This is a genomic window from Catellatospora sp. NPDC049111, assembly GCF_040648615.1.
Taxonomy (GTDB): Bacteria; Actinomycetota; Actinomycetes; order Mycobacteriales; family Micromonosporaceae; genus Catellatospora; species Catellatospora aurea.
In genome coordinates, this window is record NZ_JBEZEB010000025.1 from 67,771 (window position 1) to 86,134 (window position 18,364).

Genomic DNA, 18,364 nt, shown 5'->3' on the forward strand with positions numbered 1-18,364 from the left:
CATGGGCGAAGATTTTGTCGTCAAGCTGCCGGAGCTGGATTACGCCGCCCTGGCGCCGATGCTGATCCTGTTCGGCGCGGCGTGCCTCGGGGTGCTCGTCGAGGCGTTCGTGCCGCGCCGGGCCCGCAACACCGCGCAGCTGGTGCTGGGCCTGCTGGCCCTGGTCGCCGCGCTGGTCGCCGTGCTGATGCACGCGCCGGACGTGACCGACGCCAACGCGCTGACCGGTGCGCAGTCGCTCTCGATCGACCAGGCGGGTCTGTTCCTGCAGGGCGCGATCCTGGTGCTCGCCATCGTCGCGCTGCTGCTGTTCGGCGAGCGCACGCTGGAGAACGGCGGCCCGTTCGTGGCCCAGGCCGCGATCACCGTCGGCTCGGAGCTCGACCGCAGGCAGGCGGCCAAGGAGTCGGGTGCGACCGAGGTCTACCCGCTGGCCGTCTTCGCCGTCGCCGGCATGATGCTCTTCGTCACCGCGAACAACCTGCTGGTCATGTTCGTGGCGCTGGAGGTCTTCTCGCTCCCGCTGTACCTGCTCTGCGCGCTCGCCCGGCGCAAGCGGCTGCTGTCGCAGGAGGCCGCGCTCAAGTACTTCCTGCTCGGCGCGTACGCCTCGGCGTTCTTCCTGTTCGGCCTCGCGATGATCTACGGCTTCGCCGGCGCGGTCGACTTCCGGGCGATCCACGCCTCGGTGACCGACTCGACGAACAGCCCGATCCTGCTGTTCATCGGCCTCGCGATGCTGTCCATCGGCCTGCTGTTCAAGGCCGCCGCGGCGCCGTTCCACGTGTGGACGCCCGACGTCTACCAGGGCGCGCCGACCGCGGTCACCGCGTTCATGGCGGCCTGCACCAAGGTCGCCGCGTTCGGTGCGCTGGCCCGGGTGCTCTACGTCGGCTTCGACGGGCTCGGCTGGGAGTTCACGCCGGTGCTCGGCGTCATCGCGGTGCTGACGATGCTGATCGGCGCGATCCTCGCGGTGACCCAGACCGACCTCAAGCGCCTGCTGGCCTACTCGTCCATCGCCAACGCCGGCTACCTGCTGGTTGGTGTGCTGGGCGGCGGCAAGCAGGGCCTGAGCAGCATGCTGTTCTACCTCGTGGCGTACGGCTTCCTCGTGATCGCCGCCTTCGCGATGCTCACGCTGGTCCGCGACGCCGACGGGGAGGCCACGCACCTGGCCCGCTGGGCGGGCCTGGGCAAGCGGTCGCCGCTGTTCGCCGGTGTCTTCACCTTCCTGCTGCTGGGCTTCGCGGGCATCCCGCTGACCAGTGGTTTCGTGGCGAAGTTCGCGGTGTTCGGCGCGGGCATCAACGGCGACCAGACCTGGCTGGTGCTCTTCGGCGTGCTGAGCAGCATCATCCTCGCCTTCCCGTACCTGCGGGTCGTCGTCATGATGTGGCTGAGCGAGCCCGGTGAGACCACCCCGAGCGTCTCCATCCCCGGCATGCTGACCTCGACCGCCCTCATGATCGGCGTGCTGGTCACGCTGGTGCTGGGCGTCTGGCCGAGTCCGCTGCTCGACCTGACGACCGACGTGTCCAACTTCATCCGGTAGGTAGGCGTAAATCCGAGGCTCCCCCCACGACCCGTTCACTGGGCATGGGGGGAGCTTCGATCATGTGAGAGCCATGTGGCATCGTGAGGACGTGGTGAGCAGCGTGAACGGTCGTACTGCCCGGAGCACCGGTGTCCGGTTCGAGGACCCTGCCCTGGAAGCCTCGGTGATGGCGCACCTGGCGTCGGTGGAGGACCGCCTGCGCGAGTGCGTCGAATCCGCGGACCCCTTCGTCAGCGAAGCCGCCAAGCACCTGATGGAAGCCGGCGGCAAGCGGTTCCGGCCGATGTTGGTCGCGGTCTGCGCGCACTTCGGCGACCCCGCCGCGCCCGAACTGGTGGACGCGTCGACGGTGCTGGAGCTGACCCACGTCGCCACGCTGTACCACGACGATGTCATGGACGAGGCGCTGGTGCGTCGCGGCACGCCCAGTGCCAACGCGCGCTGGGGCAACTCGCTGGCCATCCTCGTCGGCGACTTCCTCTTCTCCCGGGCCGCGGAGCTGGCCGCGGGCCTCGGCCCCGACGCGGTGCGCATCCAGGCGCAGACGTTCGCGCAGCTGGTGCACGGCCAGATCGCCGAGACGGTGGGCCCGCGCGACGCCGACCCGGTCGAGCACCACCTGAAGGTGCTCGACGGCAAGACCGCGTCGCTGATGGCGACCTGCGGCACCTTCGGCGGCATGTTCTCCGGCGCGTCCCCCGCGGTCACCGCCGCGCTCACCACGTACTGCGAGACGCTGGGGCTGGCCTTCCAGCTCTCCGACGACCTGCTCGACATCTCCAGCGAGTCGACGGACTCCGGCAAGACCCCCGGCACCGACCTGCGCGAGGGCGTGCCGACGCTGCCGGTGCTCTACGCGCTGGCCTCCGACGACAGCGACCCGGCCGCGGTCCGCCTACGCCAGATCCTGGCCGACGGCCCGGTCACCGACGACGCGCTGCACGCCGAGGCGCTGGAGCTGCTGCGCGACAGCGTGGCGCTCAAGCGGGCCCGGGAGACCGTGCGGGGTTACGCCGAGCAGGCGCGGGCCCAGCTGCAGGGCCTGCCGCGCAACGCGGCCCGCGAAGCGCTGGAGTCCCTCTGCGACGTCATCGCCGACCGCATCAGCTGACCACCGCACCCGTTTTTTCATAGACGTTGGCCTATGACGTCGAGTTTGATCTACGATCGCTCGATGTCATAGGCCAACGTCTATCGAGGGCGGGGTCGGTGAGACGCGGCCGGGCGAACTTTCCGGAGCGGTCCGACGAGTGAAGGGCCCGGTGGGCGGAGGTTCTGACCGTCCAGATTGGATCGAAGGATTTCGTTACGTCGGGGCTCTTCACGTCAGGCGTGCATTTGCATATCGTAGGTGCGACTGCATGGAGGTGACGGTGCGAGACTCAGCGGTTCCGCCATCGGACATGGTCAGCAGCGTGGCGCGAGCGCTGCGGGTGCTGGAGGTGGTGGGCGAGTCGCCCACCGGGCTGTCCCCCAAGCAGATCGCACGCCGGTGCGACATCACCATCGCCGCCGCGTACCGGATGCTGCGCACCCTCGCCCACCAGGGTTACGTGATGCGCCGCGCCGACGGGGCGTACACGCTGGGCCTGGCGGTCGCCGACCGCTTTCGTGAGCTGGTCAGCGCGATGCGCGGGCCCGCCGAGGTCGGCACGGTGCTGCGCCGCGCCAGCGCCGAGATCGGCTACAGCCACTACCTGGGCAGCTTCGTCGACGGGCGGATCGCGATCACCGCCGTAGCCGAGGGCTTCCGCTCGCCGCACGTCGAGGACCTGGTGCCCGGGTTCGACGAGGGCGCGCACGCGACCGCGCTGGGCAAGAACCTGCTCGCGACCCTCGACCAGGCGCAGCGTGAGCGCTACCTCAAGGAGCACGGCATGCGGGCCTTCACCCAGGCCACGCTGCGCTCGCACACGGCGCTCGACGCCGACATCGCGGCGGGTATGCGCCGCGGCATGCAGGTGGAGATCGGGCAGTTCCGCCCGGGGGTGGCCTGCGCGTCGGTGTCCGTGCAGACGGCGGGCGACCTGTCGCAGCGCTTCGTGGTCGCCTGCGCGCTGCCGGCGGTCGACCTGGTGAAGCAGGCGCCGATGATCCGGGAGCGGCTGCACGCCACGGCCCGCACGCTTCAGTCGGCCCTCAACGCCCCGCTGACGGCCGCACACGGTGCGGCCGCGGCTTGACCCACTCCGGCAGTCCACAGCCCGGCAGCCGACCGGGAAGGCACCGCGACGGCGGCGCGGGTAATGGGTCAGTCGGACAGGAAGAGGCAGAACGGGTGGCCGGCCGGGTCGAGGTAGACGCGGACGTCGTCCTGCGGCTGGAAGTCGGCGAGCGTCGCGCCGGCGGCCACCGCGTGAGCACCGGAGGCCGCCAGGTCGTCGACGGCGATGTCCAGGTGCACCATCATCTGCGGCTCGCCGGGGCCGGCCGGCCACACCGGGCGCACGTACGCGGACTCGGTCTGGAACGACAGGCCCGGCCCGCCGCCGGGGCCGCGCAGCTTGACCCAGTCGGGTTCGTCCTGCTCCCGGGTCCAGCCGAGCAGCCGCTCGTAGAAGGCGGCGAGAGCCCGCGCGTCGGGCGAGTCCAGCACGATGCCGGACAGCTCCAGCCGGGGCGTGTTCTCGGTCATACCGGTCAGCGTAGACAGAAACGGCGCCCGCGGCCCGAAGGCCGCGAGCGCCGCTGGTGCGAGGTGGGTCAGCTGCCGACGGGGCGGCCGTCGAGCCGCCACACGCCGACGATGCCCGGCTTGGCGTAGTCGCCGTCGGGCCAGGTGCTGGCCGGTGAGTCCATGGACGCGCCGCTGATCTCACCCGGGTGCTGCGGGGCGACGAACACCGTCTTGTTGTCCACGCTGATGAACGGGCCACACGCCTCGGCCCCGCGGGGCACGGTGAGGAACTGCTTGAGGTGGCCGGCCTCGGGGCCGCTCAGCGCGGTCGCGAACAGGCCGTCGTTGGACAGCAGCGCGTTGCCGTCCGTGGAGATCCACAGGTTGCCCGCGCCGTCGAACGCCAGGTTGTCGGGGCAGGAGATCGGCGAGACCTTGGTCTTGTCGTACCCCATGAAGTAGGTCGACGGGTCCGCCGGGTCGCCGCAGACGATCGGGACCGCCCAGGTGAACGTGGTGCCGGTGTGGTCGCCGCCGTTCTCGGTGATCTCGAAGATGTGCCCGTGCTTGTTGGCGTTGCGCGGGTTGGCCTCGTCGGCCGGCGCGTTGCGGCCGCCGGTGGTGCCGCGGGCCGTGTTGTTGGTCAGCGCGGCGTAGATCTTGCCGGTGACCGGGTTCGGCTCGACGTCCTCCGGACGGTCCATCTTGGTCGGGTTGACCAGGTCGGCCGCGAGGCGGGTGTGCACCAGGATCTGCTCGACGGTCCAGCCCGGCACCATCGGCTTGTTGTCCTTGACCAGCGGGATCCAGACGCCGGTGCCGTTGAACGCGCCGTCGCTGGGCAGCTTGCCGGTGCCGTCGATCTCGGCGGCGCTGGTGTAGCCGAGCTGCGCCACGTACAGGTCGCCGGACTCCAGCAGGGACATGTTCTGCTTGCGGGCCCAGTACGAGTTGCCGCGGGTGAACTTCTTGTGCGACACGAACTTGTACATGTAGTCGTGCCGCTCGTCGTCGCCCATGTACGCCACGACGTGCCCGCTGTCGGCCACGATCACGTTCGCGCCCTCGTGCTTGAACCGGCCCAGCGCGGTGTGCTTGCGCGGGGTCGAGCCCGGATCGAACGGGTCCACCTCGACGATCCAGCCGTGGCGGTTGATCTCGTTCGGGGTCACCGCCAGGTCGAACCGGGCGTCGACCCGGTCCCACTTGCGCGAGCCGCTCGGGTAGCGGGCCGTGGTGGACACGCCGTACCGGGCCAGCGAGGCTTTGGCCTCCTCGGGCGCGCCGTCGCCGCCGACGAAGTACTGGTTCCAGTTCTCCTCGCCGGACAGCACCGTGCCCCACGGGGTCACGCCGCCCGCGCAGTTGTTGAACGTGCCGATGACCTTCTTGCCGGTGGGGTCGGCGGCCGTCTTCAGCAGCGCCGAACCCGCGGCGGGGCCGGTCACCGCGAAGACGGTGGACAGACCGGTGATGCGCCGGTTGTACGGCCGCCGCCCCTTGCCGACCACGACCCACTGCCCGGTGCGCCCGACCCGCTCCAGCTCGACCACCGACATGCCGTGCGCGGCGATCGTGGCCTGGATCTGGTCGGTGGTCAGCGCGTCCAGCCCGGCGAAACCAGGGAACATCAGCTCTTCGTTGGTGTACTCGTGGTTGCAGACCAGCAGCGCGCGGTCGCCGCCGCGGCCCAGCGGCAGCACCGCGACGAAGTCGTTGTTGTAGCCGAACTGCTTCGACTGGGTGGCCGCGCTCTGCTTCGCCGGGTCGAAGTCCGCCGCGCCGGGCACGACCTCGTCACCCCAGCGGATGATCACGTTGTGGTCGTACCCGTTGGGCACCACCAGGTTGTCCAGCGTGTTCGGGGGGATCGGCGAGAACGTCAGCGCGGTCGGCTTGCCCGTGCGGGTCAGCGTCTCCACGGAGAACTCCTCGGCCGCGGCCGCCTCGCCGGGCTCGGCGAACGCCGGGGACGCGGCGGTGGCGCCGGCCACCGCACCGGCGAAGCCGAGCGCGATGGCGCCGGCCGAGCCGGCCTTGAGCATGCCGCGCCGGGACACCTCGGCCTGCACGACGTCGCCGAAGTACTCGTTCGACGACGTGTTCGGGGCCGGGTGGTCACAGGCGTTGCCGCAGCGGTACAGGCAGGTCATGGACGACCGGCTGCCTCCGCTGTGGCCGTCCCCGCCGAGCAGGGGGAGCCGGCGGCGGGATTCGTTCATGGGAGTTGCCTCCATACGTCGGGTCGACAGGGTGTGCCGTCGTCCGGAACGTAGGTAGCCCGGGTGAGCCGCGCTCATCCCATGGATGAACCCCACATGAACACCACCAGGCAGCCGCGCCGCCGCGTCAAGGTCGCTCGACTTGCCGGGCAGATGTGCGTATCTTGAGCCCGCTTTCGCCCACTTGCCGGGCAAGTCGAGCGACCTTGGTGTGGATTACGCCCGGCTGGCGGCCAGCGGAGTCGCCGCCGCCAACCGCGTACGGCGGGCGTTGCGGAGTCCGTCCCAGGTGAAGACGGCCAGGGCGAGCCAGACCAGGCCGAAGCCGAACAGTCGGGCCGGTGGCATGGGCTCGTGGAAGGCGAACACGCCGAGTGCCAGCTGCAGGGTCGGGGCGACGTACTGGAGCATGCCGAGGCCGGTGAACGGGATGCGGTTGGCGGCTCCGGCGAACATCAGCAGCGGGATCGCCGTGATCACGCCCGCCGCGGCCAGGAGCAGGGTGTGGCCGGTGCTCACCTGCCCGAAGGTCAGGTCGCCGGAGGAGGCGAGCCAGCCCAATGCGGCCAGCGCGGGCAGGGTCAACACTGCGGACTCGACGAACAGGCCGTCGGCCGGGGGCAGGGCCAGGCGCTTCTTGGTCAGGCCGTACAGGGCGAAGGAGCAGGCCAGGATGAGGGCGATCCAGGGCGGGTGGCCGTAGTCGACGGTCAGCACGAGGACGGCGATGGTTCCCACGCCCACCGCGGCCCACTGCGCGGCGCGCAGCCGCTCGCCGAGCACGACCACGCCGAGCACGATGACGACGAGCGGGTTGATGAAGTAGCCGAGCGACGTCTCCACCACCCGGTCCACGTTCACGCCGTAGATGTAGGTGCCCCAGTTGACGCCGATGAAGATGGCGGCCAGCGTGATGCCGCCGACGGTGGCGGGCTTTCGCAGCAGCGCGGCGATCTGCCGCCAGCGGCGCACCACGGTCAGCAGGAGCACCATGAACAGGGCCGACCAGGCGATCCGGTGGGCCAGCACCTCGACCGGGCCGGCCGGTTTGAGCAGCTTGAAGTACGCCGGGAAGAAGCCCCACAGGGCGTAGGCGCCGAACCCGTACAGGTAGCCGAGGCGAAGCTGACTCACCTACCAATGGTAAGGGGAGGCCTCGCCTCGGCTCCTGACATGTGAGCCAGGTCGCTCAGCTGGTGAGAAGACTCAGTCCTCGATGAACCAGTTCAGCGCCCAGCTGGTGAGACCGACGACCAGCGCGCCGAGGATGGCGGCGGGCCAGAAGTCGTCGACGTGGAACGGCACGTCCAGCAGGCCCGCGATGAAGCTGGTCAGCATGAACAGCGCGCCGTTCACCACCAGCGCGATCAGGCCGAGGGTGAAGACGTACAGCCCGCAGCCGACCATCTTGACGATCGGGCGGATGAACGCGTTGCAGAGGCCGAAGATGACCGCGATCGCGACGAACGTGCCGATCTTGCCGAGGAGGGTCTCGGCGGTCACGCTGATGCCCGGCACGAGCATGGTCGCCACCCAGACGGCGGCGGCGCTGGCGGCCAGACGGAGGAGGATGCCCATGGTGCGGCATCGTGCCACGATTCGCCCCGGTGCGCACCCCCCGGCCGGGCCGGTCAGCGTCCGTTCTGCTGGGTCGCGTTGATCAGCTGCTGCTCGTAGCCGGTGGTGCTGAGCGCCGCCCAGCGCACCGAGCGCCGGTGCACCACGCCGATCATGCCGGGCTGGGCGCGGGACAGCCACGACTCCTGGTCGCGGCTGAGCCCCAGCACGGACACCGCGACCGCGGCCTCCGCGGGCTGCAACGGCTGCAGCAGCGCCAGGTCGGCGCGGCCGAGCACGTCGACGTCCACCGGGGACAGGTCGTCGCGCACCACGAGTGTGCTGTGCCACGGGGTGCCCGGCGTGCGGTCGGCGGCGACCGGGCCCGCGTCGACGATGCTGAGCAGCGGGCGCAGCGGGGTGCCGGGCGGCACGTTGACCGGGCCGGGGGCCATGACGGCCAGCGGCGCGCCGGAGCCCAGCCCGCGACTGAACGGCTCCCACGCCCACGGGCGGGTCGTCTGGACCAGCACGTACGACCCGAGGGCCATCGCGCGGACGGCGAGGACCTGGGCGACGGCGACGCCGCCGATCAGGACGACCCGGGTCGCCTCGGGGCGGAACAGCCGGAAGGAGACCGGCTCGCTGTGCCGGTTGACGCCGATCATGAGTCCGCTGCCGCCGTACGGCGTGGCCAGCGCGGCGACCGCGGCCGGACGCCGGGCGACGCCGCCGCGGCCGCCCGCGCCGAGGTCGGCGGGACCGGGCCCGGCCAGCGGGAGAGTGGCGGTCAGGCCGTCGAACTGCTGGCCGTCCAGGCGGCGGGCCTGGGCGTGCTCGGTGGCCAGCAGCTGGCGCAGGGCGGTGCCCGCGTTGCCGAGCGAGGTGTGGTCGGGCGCGGTGAGCCGCACGGTCAGCTCGGCCTGCACAGTGGCGCCGCCGTCGGCCCAGGGCCCCGCGGTCAGCGACACCGAGACCGTGGTGGCGGGCAGCCGCAGCAGGCGCGGCAGCAGCGCGTGGGCGGGGTCGGGGTGCGGCGTCGGCCAGCGCTCCACGGCGTACGAGCTGGCGTAGAGCCCGCCGATGTGCAGCGCGGACCAGCCCTCCTGCGCGGCGGTCGTCCCGTCGTGCCCGGCCGCCTCGGCGAGCGCGCGCAGCGCCGCGACGTCGCCGAGCAGCCGGTGCGGCACGTCGCCCAGCTTCGCGCGCACCTTGCGCACCGCGCCGGTGAGCGCGCGTTCCAGGTCGGCCTCCGACCAGCCTTCGGCCCGGTGCACACGCACCACCAGCAGGGCGCGCTCGTTTGCCAGCAGCCGTCCGCTGGACAGCTGGCGGTAGGACGAGGCCGCGGGCGACGAGCCGTTGGCGGCGTTGGCGTGCAGCAGCAACTGCAGCCGCACGGGCGGGGTGTCGGCAGCGGGGGCGGGCAGCAGCGTGGCGGGCGAGGGCAGCGGGTGCCAGGCGCGGGCCGGCATCACCGCCTGGTCGCCGAGTTCCAGCAGCACGCACATGCCCAGGGTGTCGGCGAGCGCGGCGCAGGACACGCCTTCGATGTCCAGCATGGACAGCCGGCTGCCGGGCGCGGCGGCGGCGAGCAGCTCGGCCGGGTCACCGGTCGGCTCGATGCGCCGGCGGCGGCCGCGATAGCGCAGGTAGACGGCGGTCCACTCGGACAGCCAGCGCCCACGCCAGCGGCCCCAGGCCACCACCACGAGCGCGGCGGCCACGGGAACGGCGGGCAGCAGCAAGCCGACGCCCGCCTGCGCGGCGGCCACCAGCAGCACCAGTGCCAGCTGCACGGCGACGATCTGGCCGCTGCCGAGTCCGAGGAACCGCCTGGCGGGCCGCGGGTGCGCCGCCGGTGCGGTCCCCTCGTCGATGGTGCGTGCCGTCGGCCCGGTCACCGTGTCGACCGTCATCGCGATAGCCTCCCCTAGGCTCCAGCTAGTGGCGGCCCTCGCGGTCCGCCCGGCGGCGGATCAGCCGCGGACATCCACCAGCTGTACCGCCGCACTTCGCCCGGCTCATGGTAGAGCCGCAGGATGACCCGTGGGGAGGGCCCATGCCGTCGAGACAGGACCAACTGCACTCGTACCAGTTCACGGTGCAGCGAGTGGTCTCGGCGCTGGTGATGCGCGACACCGATCCGGCGCAGGCGCCGTTTCGCCGCGCGGCCGGCGCGACGCTCGCCAGCATCCTGCTGGCCGTGGTCATCGCGGCCGGATACGGGGTGTACGGCGTGTTCAGCAATCGTGGCGACACCGGCTGGAAAGCCGAGGGCACGGTCATCATCGAGGACGGCTCCGGCGCGCACTTCGTGTACCGCAACGGGAAGCTGCACCCGGCGCTGAACCTGACCTCGGCGCTGCTGGCCTCCGGCGCGACGTCGCCGAAGCTGGTGACGGTGGCGAAGAAGTCGCTTGTGGACGTGCCGCGCGGGCTCACCGTCGGCGTGGTGGACCTGCCGGACTCGCTGCCGGATCCGGGCGCCCTGCTCGGGCTGCCCTGGTCGATCTGCTCGGCGACCGAGGCCGGCAAGCCGGTGTCGGTGCTGGTGGTGGGCGACGGCGTGCAGGCCGGCAAGGGCCGGGTGATGGGCGGCGACGACGCGCTGTTCGTGCGCGCCGGTGACCAGATCTACCTGCTGTGGCACGGCCGGCTCTACAACGCCGACGCCGACGAGTTCGCCGACCTGGCCGGCGGAGCGCAACCGATGGCCGTGCCGGCCGCGTTCGTCAACGGCATGCCCCAGGGCCAGCCGCTGGACGAGCCGCGGGTGGGCTCGCCGGGTGCGCGCTCGACCGTCAAGAACCTCAAGAACGGCCAGGTCATCAAGATCAAGGGCCTGGACGGCAAGTCGCACCAGTACGCGGTGGTCCGTGCGGACGGCCTGGCGATGATCACCCCGGTGCAGGCCGCGCTGCTGCTCGGCCGGTACCGGCAGAAGCACGACATCGGCCGGGAGATCGAGATCGACCAGACCGAGCTCGCCGAGTACGACAACTCGCCCGCCAGCCTGGTCCCGGACGCCAACGACCCGCGGCAGCCACCGGCGAACATGCCGACCATCGCCTCCTACGGCCAGGGCGCGCTGTGCGCGGTGACCCGCGACGACTCGAACGCCCCCGAGGTGCGCGTCGAGGTGCCGCTAGACCTGACCGGGCGCATCGCGACCGTGGCCCGCAGCGCCGAGGGCGGCGCGTACGCCGACTACGTGCTCGTGCCCTCCGGCCGGGGTGCCATCGTCGCCGCGGGCACCACGCTGAGCCTGGTCACCGACCAGGGCGTGCGCTACGACGCGGCCCGCCCCGACGTGCTGCCGATGCTCGGCTACAAAGACCCGGTGCCGCTGCGATTGCCGTCGTCGCTCGTCGATCTGCTGCCCCCGGGACCGGGCCTGGACCCGCAGGCCGCGTCGGCCCAGCTGGCGCTCGGCTGAGCCGCGGCGAGGTTATCCACAGGCGAGGGCTCCGGGCTGGCACGAGTCGACGCGGGACGCTACCGTCACCGAGACAGGCGCACCGCCACCAATGCTCCGCATAGGACGGTGGATGCGTAACTGCACAAAGGGAATGGGGTGACGTACGACAATGGCGGAAACCGCCTCCGAAGCTGCGATCATGGCCTCGACCGCGGGCAAGTTCGACTCGGCCAACGACGACCTGCAGACCATGCTCAGCAGCCTGCTGAGCGAGCTGGAGATGCTGCAGACCAGTTGGGTGGGTCGGGCCGGCAGCTCCTTCGAGCAGGTCAAGATCGCCTGGTCGCAGGACCAGAAGGCACTGCACCAGGCGCTCGCTGAGACGTCGAAAGCGATCCGCACGGCCGGCCAGGAGTACAGCCGCGCCGACGAGGAGCAGGCAGGCCGGGTGGCCTCCAAGAACACCGGCGGCGTCTCGCTGAACCTGTGAACGCAGATCACGGACCGAAAGGGGGAGGACCGATATGAGCAACGGCGACAGGCTCGTCGTCAACTTCGCCTCGCTGCACGAGGCAAGCGGGCACATTCAGAAAGCGCTGGGCAAGCTGGAGACCACGCTGAGCCAGCTGGAGAGCGACGCCGGGCCGATGGTGTCCACGTGGAGCGGCGCCGCGCAGACGGCGTACCACGAGCGTCAGGCCAAGTGGCGTAAGGCCGCGGACGAGCTGTCCGCGATGCTGCGCGACATCAAGGGCGCGGTCGACGAGGCCGCCGTCCAGTTCAAGGACGCCGAGGACCGCAACACCCGGCTGTTCCACTGACCACGTCGCCGTGGCCCGGGGCGGGCGGCTTCCGCCGCCCCGGGCTGCGCGCGTAGCAGCTCAGGCCGCCGTGCCGGCCGGGCGGAACCGGTCCAGGACGTCGCCGGTGATCGCGACGACCCGTGCGGCGTCCTCCGCCGACAGCCGGTTCTGCGCCGCGGCCAGCGCCTGCTTGGAGTCCATCGGGCGGAACGCCGTCTTCGACGTGCCCGAGCGCACGAAGCCGCGCTGGGAGTCCTGCTCCCCGGCCGTGGTCGCGGCGACGACCTGCGCACGGGCCTGCTCGTCGAAGTTCAGCCCGAAGTGCGCGTACAGCGCCCCGAACTCCTCCTCCGGCCGCATCGCGAAGTCCTCGTAGCGGCGCACGAGCACGCCCGGCACGTGCCGGTGCACCCGGTCGACCACGTCGTAGACGACCCGCCACAGCAGCGCCGTGGTGTGGATCTCGTCCTCCTTGACGGCGGCCTCACGCAGCTCGTCCACGTGGTCGGCGAGCAGGTCCCGGGTGAGCAGCGGCTGGCCCAGCAGTTCGTCCAGGCTGATGTGCCAGCCCAGCTTGCGGTAGCTGCCGACCAGCGACACCGGGTCGCGCACCAGCACGACCGAGCGCACCCCGAACTTCTCCGCCAGCCACGGCACCGCCATCAGGGCGTACGGGTCGTCGAGCATGGCACGCCGACCGCGCAGGCGACCGGTGGTGAACGCGGTCGCGTACTTCACCATCCGGGCGATGTCGTAGGGCGCCCGGTTGCGGCGCAGCTCGCGGCCGACGCCGTAGCGCAGGGCCAGGGTGCGGCGGAACGCGCGCAGCCAGACGTCCTCGTTGTCGGCGCAGATGTACTGGAAGCGGTGCGTGACGTCGGCGTCGAGCACGCCCGGCGAGCGGCCCGGAGGGTGGCGCACGTTGAGCGGCTCGTTGACGTACACGACCTGCCGCCCGGCCTCCACCATCTTGCCCACCCAGCTCGTCCCGCTCCGGGGTAGCCCGGTGACCAGCAGTCCCGGCTGGGTCGCGCTCATCTGCTCTCCTTCGAAAACGGCAAACCGGTGACATGGCTGTCCCCCGGACATGATGGCCGCCGTCGCCGCCCGGCGGATCCTCCGTCGAGTCGGCAGTCGGCGACGCTCGGGCCCGACGTGGGCAAATGGGCCCCGAATGTCATGCTTCCGTCAGCTCCCGGCCGCTCGCCAGCGACGGCGGATGCCGTTGGGCAGCGCCACGGCCAGCGCGAGCACCAGGCCCGCCAGGATGACGCCGAGGCCCGCCAGCCACAGCGCCTGCGAGCGCTGCTGGGCGGCCCGCTCGGCCGCGGCCTCGGCAGCCGGGTCGGCGGGCCGCGGCGCCAGCGCGGCCGGGGTGACCCGGGCCGCGCCGTCCAGCACGTCGGTCACCGCCCGGACCGGGTTGAGGATGCCCACGCCGTAGTCGTCGCTGTGCCGCCCACCGGGCGCCGGGTCGGCCGTGGCCAGCAGCCGCCGCCGCACCTGCGACTCGGTGAGCTTCGGGTACGCCTGGCGGATCAGGGCGGCGGTCGCGGCCACCATCGGGGCCGCGAAACTCGTGCCGCTCTCCTTGCCGTGTCCGCGGGTCGGGCGGGCCACGGTCACCTGGTCACCGGGGGCGACCAGGTCCACGTACGGCCCCGTCTGGGAGGCCCCCAGCCGCTGCCCCGCCTCGTCGATCGCGCCGACCCCGAGCACGTCGTCCCAGGAGGCGGGGTACGGCGTCGGGTTGCCCTTCAGCTTGGCGTTGCCGACCGCGGCGATGACGACGACGTCCTGGGCGATGGCCTCGCGGATGGCGTCGTGGAGTTCGTCCAGCTTGTTCGCGGGGGTGTCGCTGTAGCTCAGCGAAAGGTTGATCACGCGGGCCTTCTTGCTCACCGCGTACCGGATCGCGGCGGCCATGTCCTTCACGTCGGCCTGGCGGGCGTTGCTCGAGTTCTCCTGCCCCCCGAGCGCCTCGCTCACCCGGAACGGCAGAATCTGCACGCCCGGGGCGATGCCGCGGAACTCCACCCCGGCCAGCGGTTTGGCGGCGATGACGCTGGCCACGCCGGTGCCGTGGCCGACGCAGTCCTGCCGCCCGTCCGTGCCCCCGCCGGACAGCTTGTCCTGGCCCGCCATGACGTGCCCGCGCAGCTGCGGGTGGTCCTTGTCGACGCCGGAGTCGAGCACCGCCACGATCACGCCCGACCCGTCGATGCCGCTGGGCAGCGCGGACAGGTCCCAGCGCTGCTGCGGCCACGGCTTGGCCGGGATCACCGCGCTCGGCGCGAGCGGGCCGCTCGGGCAGGGGGCCGCGGTGGCGGGCGCTGTCGCGATGCCGACGACGGCGAACGTCGCCGCCACGCTGAACGCCACCGTGCGGGCCGCGAAGGCGACCGTCGGCCGGCTGCGGTACATATGTCGCCTCCCCAGGCCTTGTGTGGAGTCGGCCGCCGCACGCACGGGTGGGCAGATACCCGCGTGGCTGAACCCCGGCGCAGATGTTACTGGAACGAGCCGACCTAGACTGCTGGTTGCGACACGCCTACGGCGCGCAAGGTAAGTTGTGACTCAGTACTCTCGCGGCAGCCAGGAGGTGAGCGCGTGATGGGTTGGGAGCCGGCCACCGATACCGAGATCGCGCTGCGTGACGCCCTGCGCGCCGGGGATCAGGAACTCTACTTCCGCATCCTCGGCCGTTCGGAACTGCTGCTGCCGGTCGCCGGCGACGCCGCATCCGCGCGCGGTCCCGCAGGCTGGGGCACCTGGACCGCGGAGAACCGCACCCACGTGCTCGCCTTCACCTCGTCCGCCGCGCTGCGGGCCTGCCTGGCCGAGCACGCCGGACCCGCGCGGCGCGTCCCGTTCCAGGAGCTGGCCACGTCGTGGCCCAACCACGAGTGGTGGCTGGCCGTGGACCCGGGTCTGCCGATCGAGGGATACCTGCCGGCCTGGTTCGTCACCCAGTTGGTCCGCGGTGACTTGCGGATTCCCGGCGCGCCCGCGGTCGCCCGCGGTCGACTCGAACGGCTGGAGGCGCTCGAACGCGCCAAGGCCGCCCGGACCGCGCCGCCGCCGGTGCAGCCCCGCGGGCCGCAGCAGCCGCAGCCGGCGTATGCCGCACACCCCGACGAGGAGCTGATCCTCGACGCCGAGGTGATCGACGTCGAGGAGGTGCGCCCGGTCGCCGCGCCGAGGGTGCACACGCCGCTGGCGATCGAGTCGCCGGTGACGGTGCCGCAGCCGCCCGAGCCACGGCCCACCGTGCCGGCGGCGCAGCCCGGCGGGCGCTTCTTCCCCGCCGACCCCGCCTTCTCCGCCGAGCCGGTCTCGCCCGCCGCCGCGCACACCTTCGCCCCGCCGGCCGCCGTGCCACCGCCGGGCGTGGTGCCCGCGACGCCCGCACCAGCCGTACCGGTGGCTGCGGTGCCGCCCGTCCCGGCCCCGTCTGTCGCACCGCCGCCGGTCCCAGCCGCCGCGACGCCGTCCGCGGCTGAGCCCGCTGCGTCTGCGGTGCGCCGCGCCGAGGGCTCGCTGTTCGAACCCGTCTCCGCTGCTCCGGCCACGGCAAACCCGCCGACCGCCGCGCCGCCGTCGGCCGAGGTGCCCTCGCCCGTTGCGCGTCCCGGCACCGGGTCGCTGTTCGAGCCGGTGTCCGCCGCACCCGCGCACCAGCCCGTCACTGCGCCGCCCGCGAGCGGACCGGCCGCGTCCACGCCTGGCACGGGCTCGCTGTTCGAGCCGGTGTCGTCGGCGGTTCCCGCACCCGAGGCCACCGTGGCCGCCACGCCCGCGCCGGGCACCGGGTCGCTGTTCGAGCCCGTGTCCGCCGCCGTGACGGCACCCGAGGTCCCCTTGCCACCGGTCCGCGAGCCGGGTCCGCGCCACGAGCGGCCCAGCGGGCCCGAGGACGACTTCACCCCGTCGAACTCCGTCGAGGAGCAGCTGCTCGAAGCGGCCGACGCGGGCAACACCGACGCCTTCCTGTCCACGCTGCTGCTCGCCACGGTGCTGCTGCCCGTGCCGGGTGGGCCCGGCGCGCCCCGGCCCGGTGAACCCGGTTTCACATGGCAGCCGCGCGACATCGGCGGTGAGCCGCACATCGTCAGCTACACCTCCACCCAGACCATGCCGGAACCGGTCGAGTCGGTTCCGGTGCGCTTCGTGAAGCTCATCGCGACCTGGCCCGATCCGGCCTGGTCGTTCGCGGTGAACCCGGGCACCGCGGTCGGTGCCAGCCTGCCCGGCGACCAGCTGCTGGAACTCGCCCGCTGGGCGGCCGAGATGGGCCTCGGCGGCGACGAGAGCGAACCCGCCGTGACCACGCCGACGGCGGGCTCCGCGCCACCGCCCGCGCGGCGCGATCCCGAGATCACCGAGATGCAGAAGGTGATCGCCCCCAGCCAGATCGGCTACTACCTCGACCGCGGCTACGACCGGGTCTCCGGATTCGTGCACCGCGCCCGCGAGGTCGGCCACCTGCGCGGCGCGCAGGCACTGCGCAGCGCGCTCGGCCTGACCTGGACGGGCTCGCCGTTCTCCGCCGACGACAAGGAGATCTTCGTGCTGCGCTGGCCGGCCTACCGGCCCAGCCTGTACCGGATCCCGTACGGCGGGCAGCACGAGGCGGCAATGAAGGCCATGGAGGGCTGGGTCATCGAACGCGCCCCGTTCCGCGGCAACGGCTTCGCCCCCGGGGAGAGCACCGAGATCATCGCCGAGTTCAAGGTGGACAGCGCCCGGCTGCCGCACGGTGCTCGCCTGCTGCGTGTGGACGCCGAGGGCAAAGAGGAGATGGTGGCGGTGCTCGACGCCGACGGGCCGCGCTGGCTGCGCACCGACGGGGGCGAAGAGTGATGCGCGACGGCTACATCGCCCGCTACCTGGGGCGCGAGTACGAGGCGAGCCCCGACGGCGACACCGTGCGGCTTTACCGCCCCGAGCCCGCCGAGGGCTTCGAGGAGGTCCGGCCCGGCCGGTTCGTGCGGGTGGTGGCCGCGGCCGAGATCGACGACCTGGCGTACGTGCGCAGCACCTGCACCTGGCGCGGCCAGCCCTTCATCGTGCTGGCCGAGCACGACGCCTGGCTGCGCGTCGAGTACACCGGCGGCAAGGCCCCCGTCGCCGCCGAACTGGGCCTCGAAGAGTTCGACTACGGCGTCTACCAGGGCTGGGCCCCCAAACAAGACGTCACCGACCTGCGCGAATCCCGCCTCTGACCCCTCGGGCGGGTCACTTGGTCCAGCGAATGATTTCACCGGCGACCAGGTCGGGGCGTTCGAGGTGGGGGAAGTGGCCGGTGTCGTCCAGGAGGCGCCATTCGTAGTCGGCGAGGACGTAGCGGCCGGAGCCCTGGGCGGTGGCGGGCAGGGTGATCGGGTCGAGGGCACCCTGGAGCTGCAGGGTGGGCGAGATGATCGGCTGGCGGACGGCGCGCAGGAAGCGGTAGCCGTGCAGCCGCAGCGTGGACCGGAACGCCCAGCGGTACGCCTCCATCGCGCAGAACGCTGCCTGCGGGATGCGCATCGCCTCGCGGCAGCGGCGCTCGTACTCCGCGTAGTCGGCCGTCTGCCGGAACGCCGATGCCGTCCAGGCGCGCATCAGCCCGCCGGCCAGGGCGGCGTCGTCACGGGTCAGCACGTGCTCGTACCGGGGCAGCTGGAAGCGCAGCAGGTCGCGCCCGGCCCGGCGCTGCGCGGCGTTGGCGACCAGCGCCGAGCGCAGCCGGAGCGGGTGCGCCGCGCCGAGCACCACGAGCCGGTTCACCAGCCGCGGGTGCAGCGCCGCCGCGGACCAGCCGATCAGGCCGCCGGCACCTGCGCCCACGACGGTGGCGTTGCGCTCGCCGAGCGCGCGGATCAGGCCGACCACGTCCGCGGCAAGCGTGAAGCCGTCGTACCCCCGCGGTGGCTTGTCGCTCGCGCCGTAACCGCGCAGGTCCACCGCGACCGCCCGCAGGCCCGCGTCCGCGAGCAGGGGCAGCTGCCGGTGCCAGGCCCACCAGAACTCGGGGAAGCCGTGCAGGAGCACCACCAGCGGCCCGGTGCCCTGCTCCACGACGTGGAACCGGCTGCCGTTGGCGTTGACGAACCGGTGCGTCCACGGACCCTCGTCCAGGACACATGACTCGTCCACAGCCCGTTCATTCATGCCTTCGCCTCGCTGCGCTCGGCAAAGGCA

At 72.3% G+C, this 18,364-nt stretch carries 16 protein-coding genes; 8 read left to right on the plus strand and 8 right to left on the minus strand.

The features are described 5' to 3' along the window. Position 1: 1 nt before the first annotated feature. From nuoN to AB0B66_RS28195, 3 genes are all read left to right on the plus strand, one after another. The gene (gene nuoN / locus AB0B66_RS28185) at positions 2-1,555 is read left to right on the plus strand and encodes an NADH-quinone oxidoreductase subunit NuoN (protein WP_360535580.1); all 1,554 of its coding nucleotides are present in this window, start codon (positions 2-4) and stop codon (positions 1,553-1,555) included. 94 nt (positions 1,556-1,649) lie between these two features. Continuing rightward, complete coding sequence (locus tag AB0B66_RS28190) at positions 1,650-2,669, plus strand: polyprenyl synthetase family protein (RefSeq protein WP_360535643.1); 1,020 nt, start codon at positions 1,650-1,652, stop codon at positions 2,667-2,669. A gap of 250 nt (positions 2,670-2,919) precedes the next feature. After that, positions 2,920-3,741 carry a helix-turn-helix domain-containing protein gene (locus AB0B66_RS28195; protein WP_360535582.1) on the plus strand — a complete coding sequence of 274 codons (822 nt, stop codon included), beginning with the start codon at positions 2,920-2,922 and terminating at the stop codon, positions 3,739-3,741. Between the two features lie 68 nt (positions 3,742-3,809). On the opposite strand, the gene AB0B66_RS28200 is transcribed toward AB0B66_RS28195, so the two are convergent. From AB0B66_RS28200 to AB0B66_RS28220, 5 genes are all read right to left on the minus strand, one after another. Beyond that, entirely contained in the window at positions 3,810-4,193 is a 384-nt protein-coding gene (locus AB0B66_RS28200) for a VOC family protein (RefSeq protein WP_360535584.1), read from the minus strand. Between the two features lie 68 nt (positions 4,194-4,261). Beyond that, entirely contained in the window at positions 4,262-6,397 is a 2,136-nt protein-coding gene (locus tag AB0B66_RS28205; RefSeq protein ID WP_360535586.1) for a PhoX family phosphatase, read from the minus strand. Positions 6,398-6,613: 216 nt separating this feature from the next. Further along, on the minus strand, positions 6,614-7,531 hold the full coding sequence (rarD, locus tag AB0B66_RS28210; RefSeq protein ID WP_360535588.1) for an EamA family transporter RarD: 918 nt from the start codon (positions 7,529-7,531) through the stop codon (positions 6,614-6,616). A 72-nt stretch (positions 7,532-7,603) separates the two neighbouring features. Beyond that, positions 7,604-7,975 (minus strand): phage holin family protein, encoded by a 372-nt coding sequence (locus tag AB0B66_RS28215; protein ID WP_360535590.1) that lies wholly within the window; start codon positions 7,973-7,975, stop codon positions 7,604-7,606. Between the two features lie 53 nt (positions 7,976-8,028). Further along, complete coding sequence (locus AB0B66_RS28220) at positions 8,029-9,873, minus strand: type VII secretion protein EccE (RefSeq protein ID WP_360535592.1); 1,845 nt, start codon at positions 9,871-9,873, stop codon at positions 8,029-8,031. 143 nt (positions 9,874-10,016) lie between these two features. Between AB0B66_RS28220 and eccB the strand changes: the two genes are divergently transcribed. The 3 genes from eccB to AB0B66_RS28235 all read left to right on the plus strand — a co-directional run bounded on the left by eccB (position 10,017) and on the right by AB0B66_RS28235 (position 12,196). After that, entirely contained in the window at positions 10,017-11,393 is a 1,377-nt protein-coding gene (gene eccB, locus AB0B66_RS28225) for a type VII secretion protein EccB (protein WP_360535594.1), read from the plus strand. A 181-nt stretch (positions 11,394-11,574) separates the two neighbouring features. Further along, positions 11,575-11,865, plus strand: a complete 291-nt coding sequence (locus AB0B66_RS28230) for a WXG100 family type VII secretion target (RefSeq protein ID WP_239168027.1) — start codon at positions 11,575-11,577, stop codon at positions 11,863-11,865. Between the two features lie 34 nt (positions 11,866-11,899). Beyond that, complete coding sequence (locus tag AB0B66_RS28235; RefSeq protein WP_360535596.1) at positions 11,900-12,196, plus strand: WXG100 family type VII secretion target; 297 nt, start codon at positions 11,900-11,902, stop codon at positions 12,194-12,196. A 60-nt stretch (positions 12,197-12,256) separates the two neighbouring features. Here the strand turns inward: AB0B66_RS28235 and AB0B66_RS28240 are convergent, their stop codons facing one another. After that, positions 12,257-13,216 carry a sulfotransferase gene (locus AB0B66_RS28240; protein ID WP_360535598.1) on the minus strand — a complete coding sequence of 320 codons (960 nt, stop codon included), beginning with the start codon at positions 13,214-13,216 and terminating at the stop codon, positions 12,257-12,259. 150 nt (positions 13,217-13,366) lie between these two features. Next, complete coding sequence (gene mycP / locus AB0B66_RS28245; RefSeq protein ID WP_360535600.1) at positions 13,367-14,602, minus strand: type VII secretion-associated serine protease mycosin; 1,236 nt, start codon at positions 14,600-14,602, stop codon at positions 13,367-13,369. A gap of 189 nt (positions 14,603-14,791) precedes the next feature. Between mycP and AB0B66_RS28250 the strand changes: the two genes are divergently transcribed. Continuing rightward, complete coding sequence (locus AB0B66_RS28250; RefSeq protein WP_360535602.1) at positions 14,792-17,041, plus strand: SseB family protein; 2,250 nt, start codon at positions 14,792-14,794, stop codon at positions 17,039-17,041. Then, positions 17,038-17,403, plus strand: a complete 366-nt coding sequence (locus AB0B66_RS28255; protein ID WP_360535604.1) for a hypothetical protein — start codon at positions 17,038-17,040, stop codon at positions 17,401-17,403. Before AB0B66_RS28250 ends, AB0B66_RS28255 begins: the two co-directional genes overlap by 4 nt. A 13-nt stretch (positions 17,404-17,416) precedes the next feature. Here AB0B66_RS28255 and AB0B66_RS28260 read toward each other — a convergent pair whose 3' ends face one another. Next, positions 17,417-18,334 carry an alpha/beta hydrolase gene (locus AB0B66_RS28260; RefSeq protein WP_360535606.1) on the minus strand — a complete coding sequence of 306 codons (918 nt, stop codon included), beginning with the start codon at positions 18,332-18,334 and terminating at the stop codon, positions 17,417-17,419. Positions 18,335-18,364: the final 30 nt, after the last annotated feature.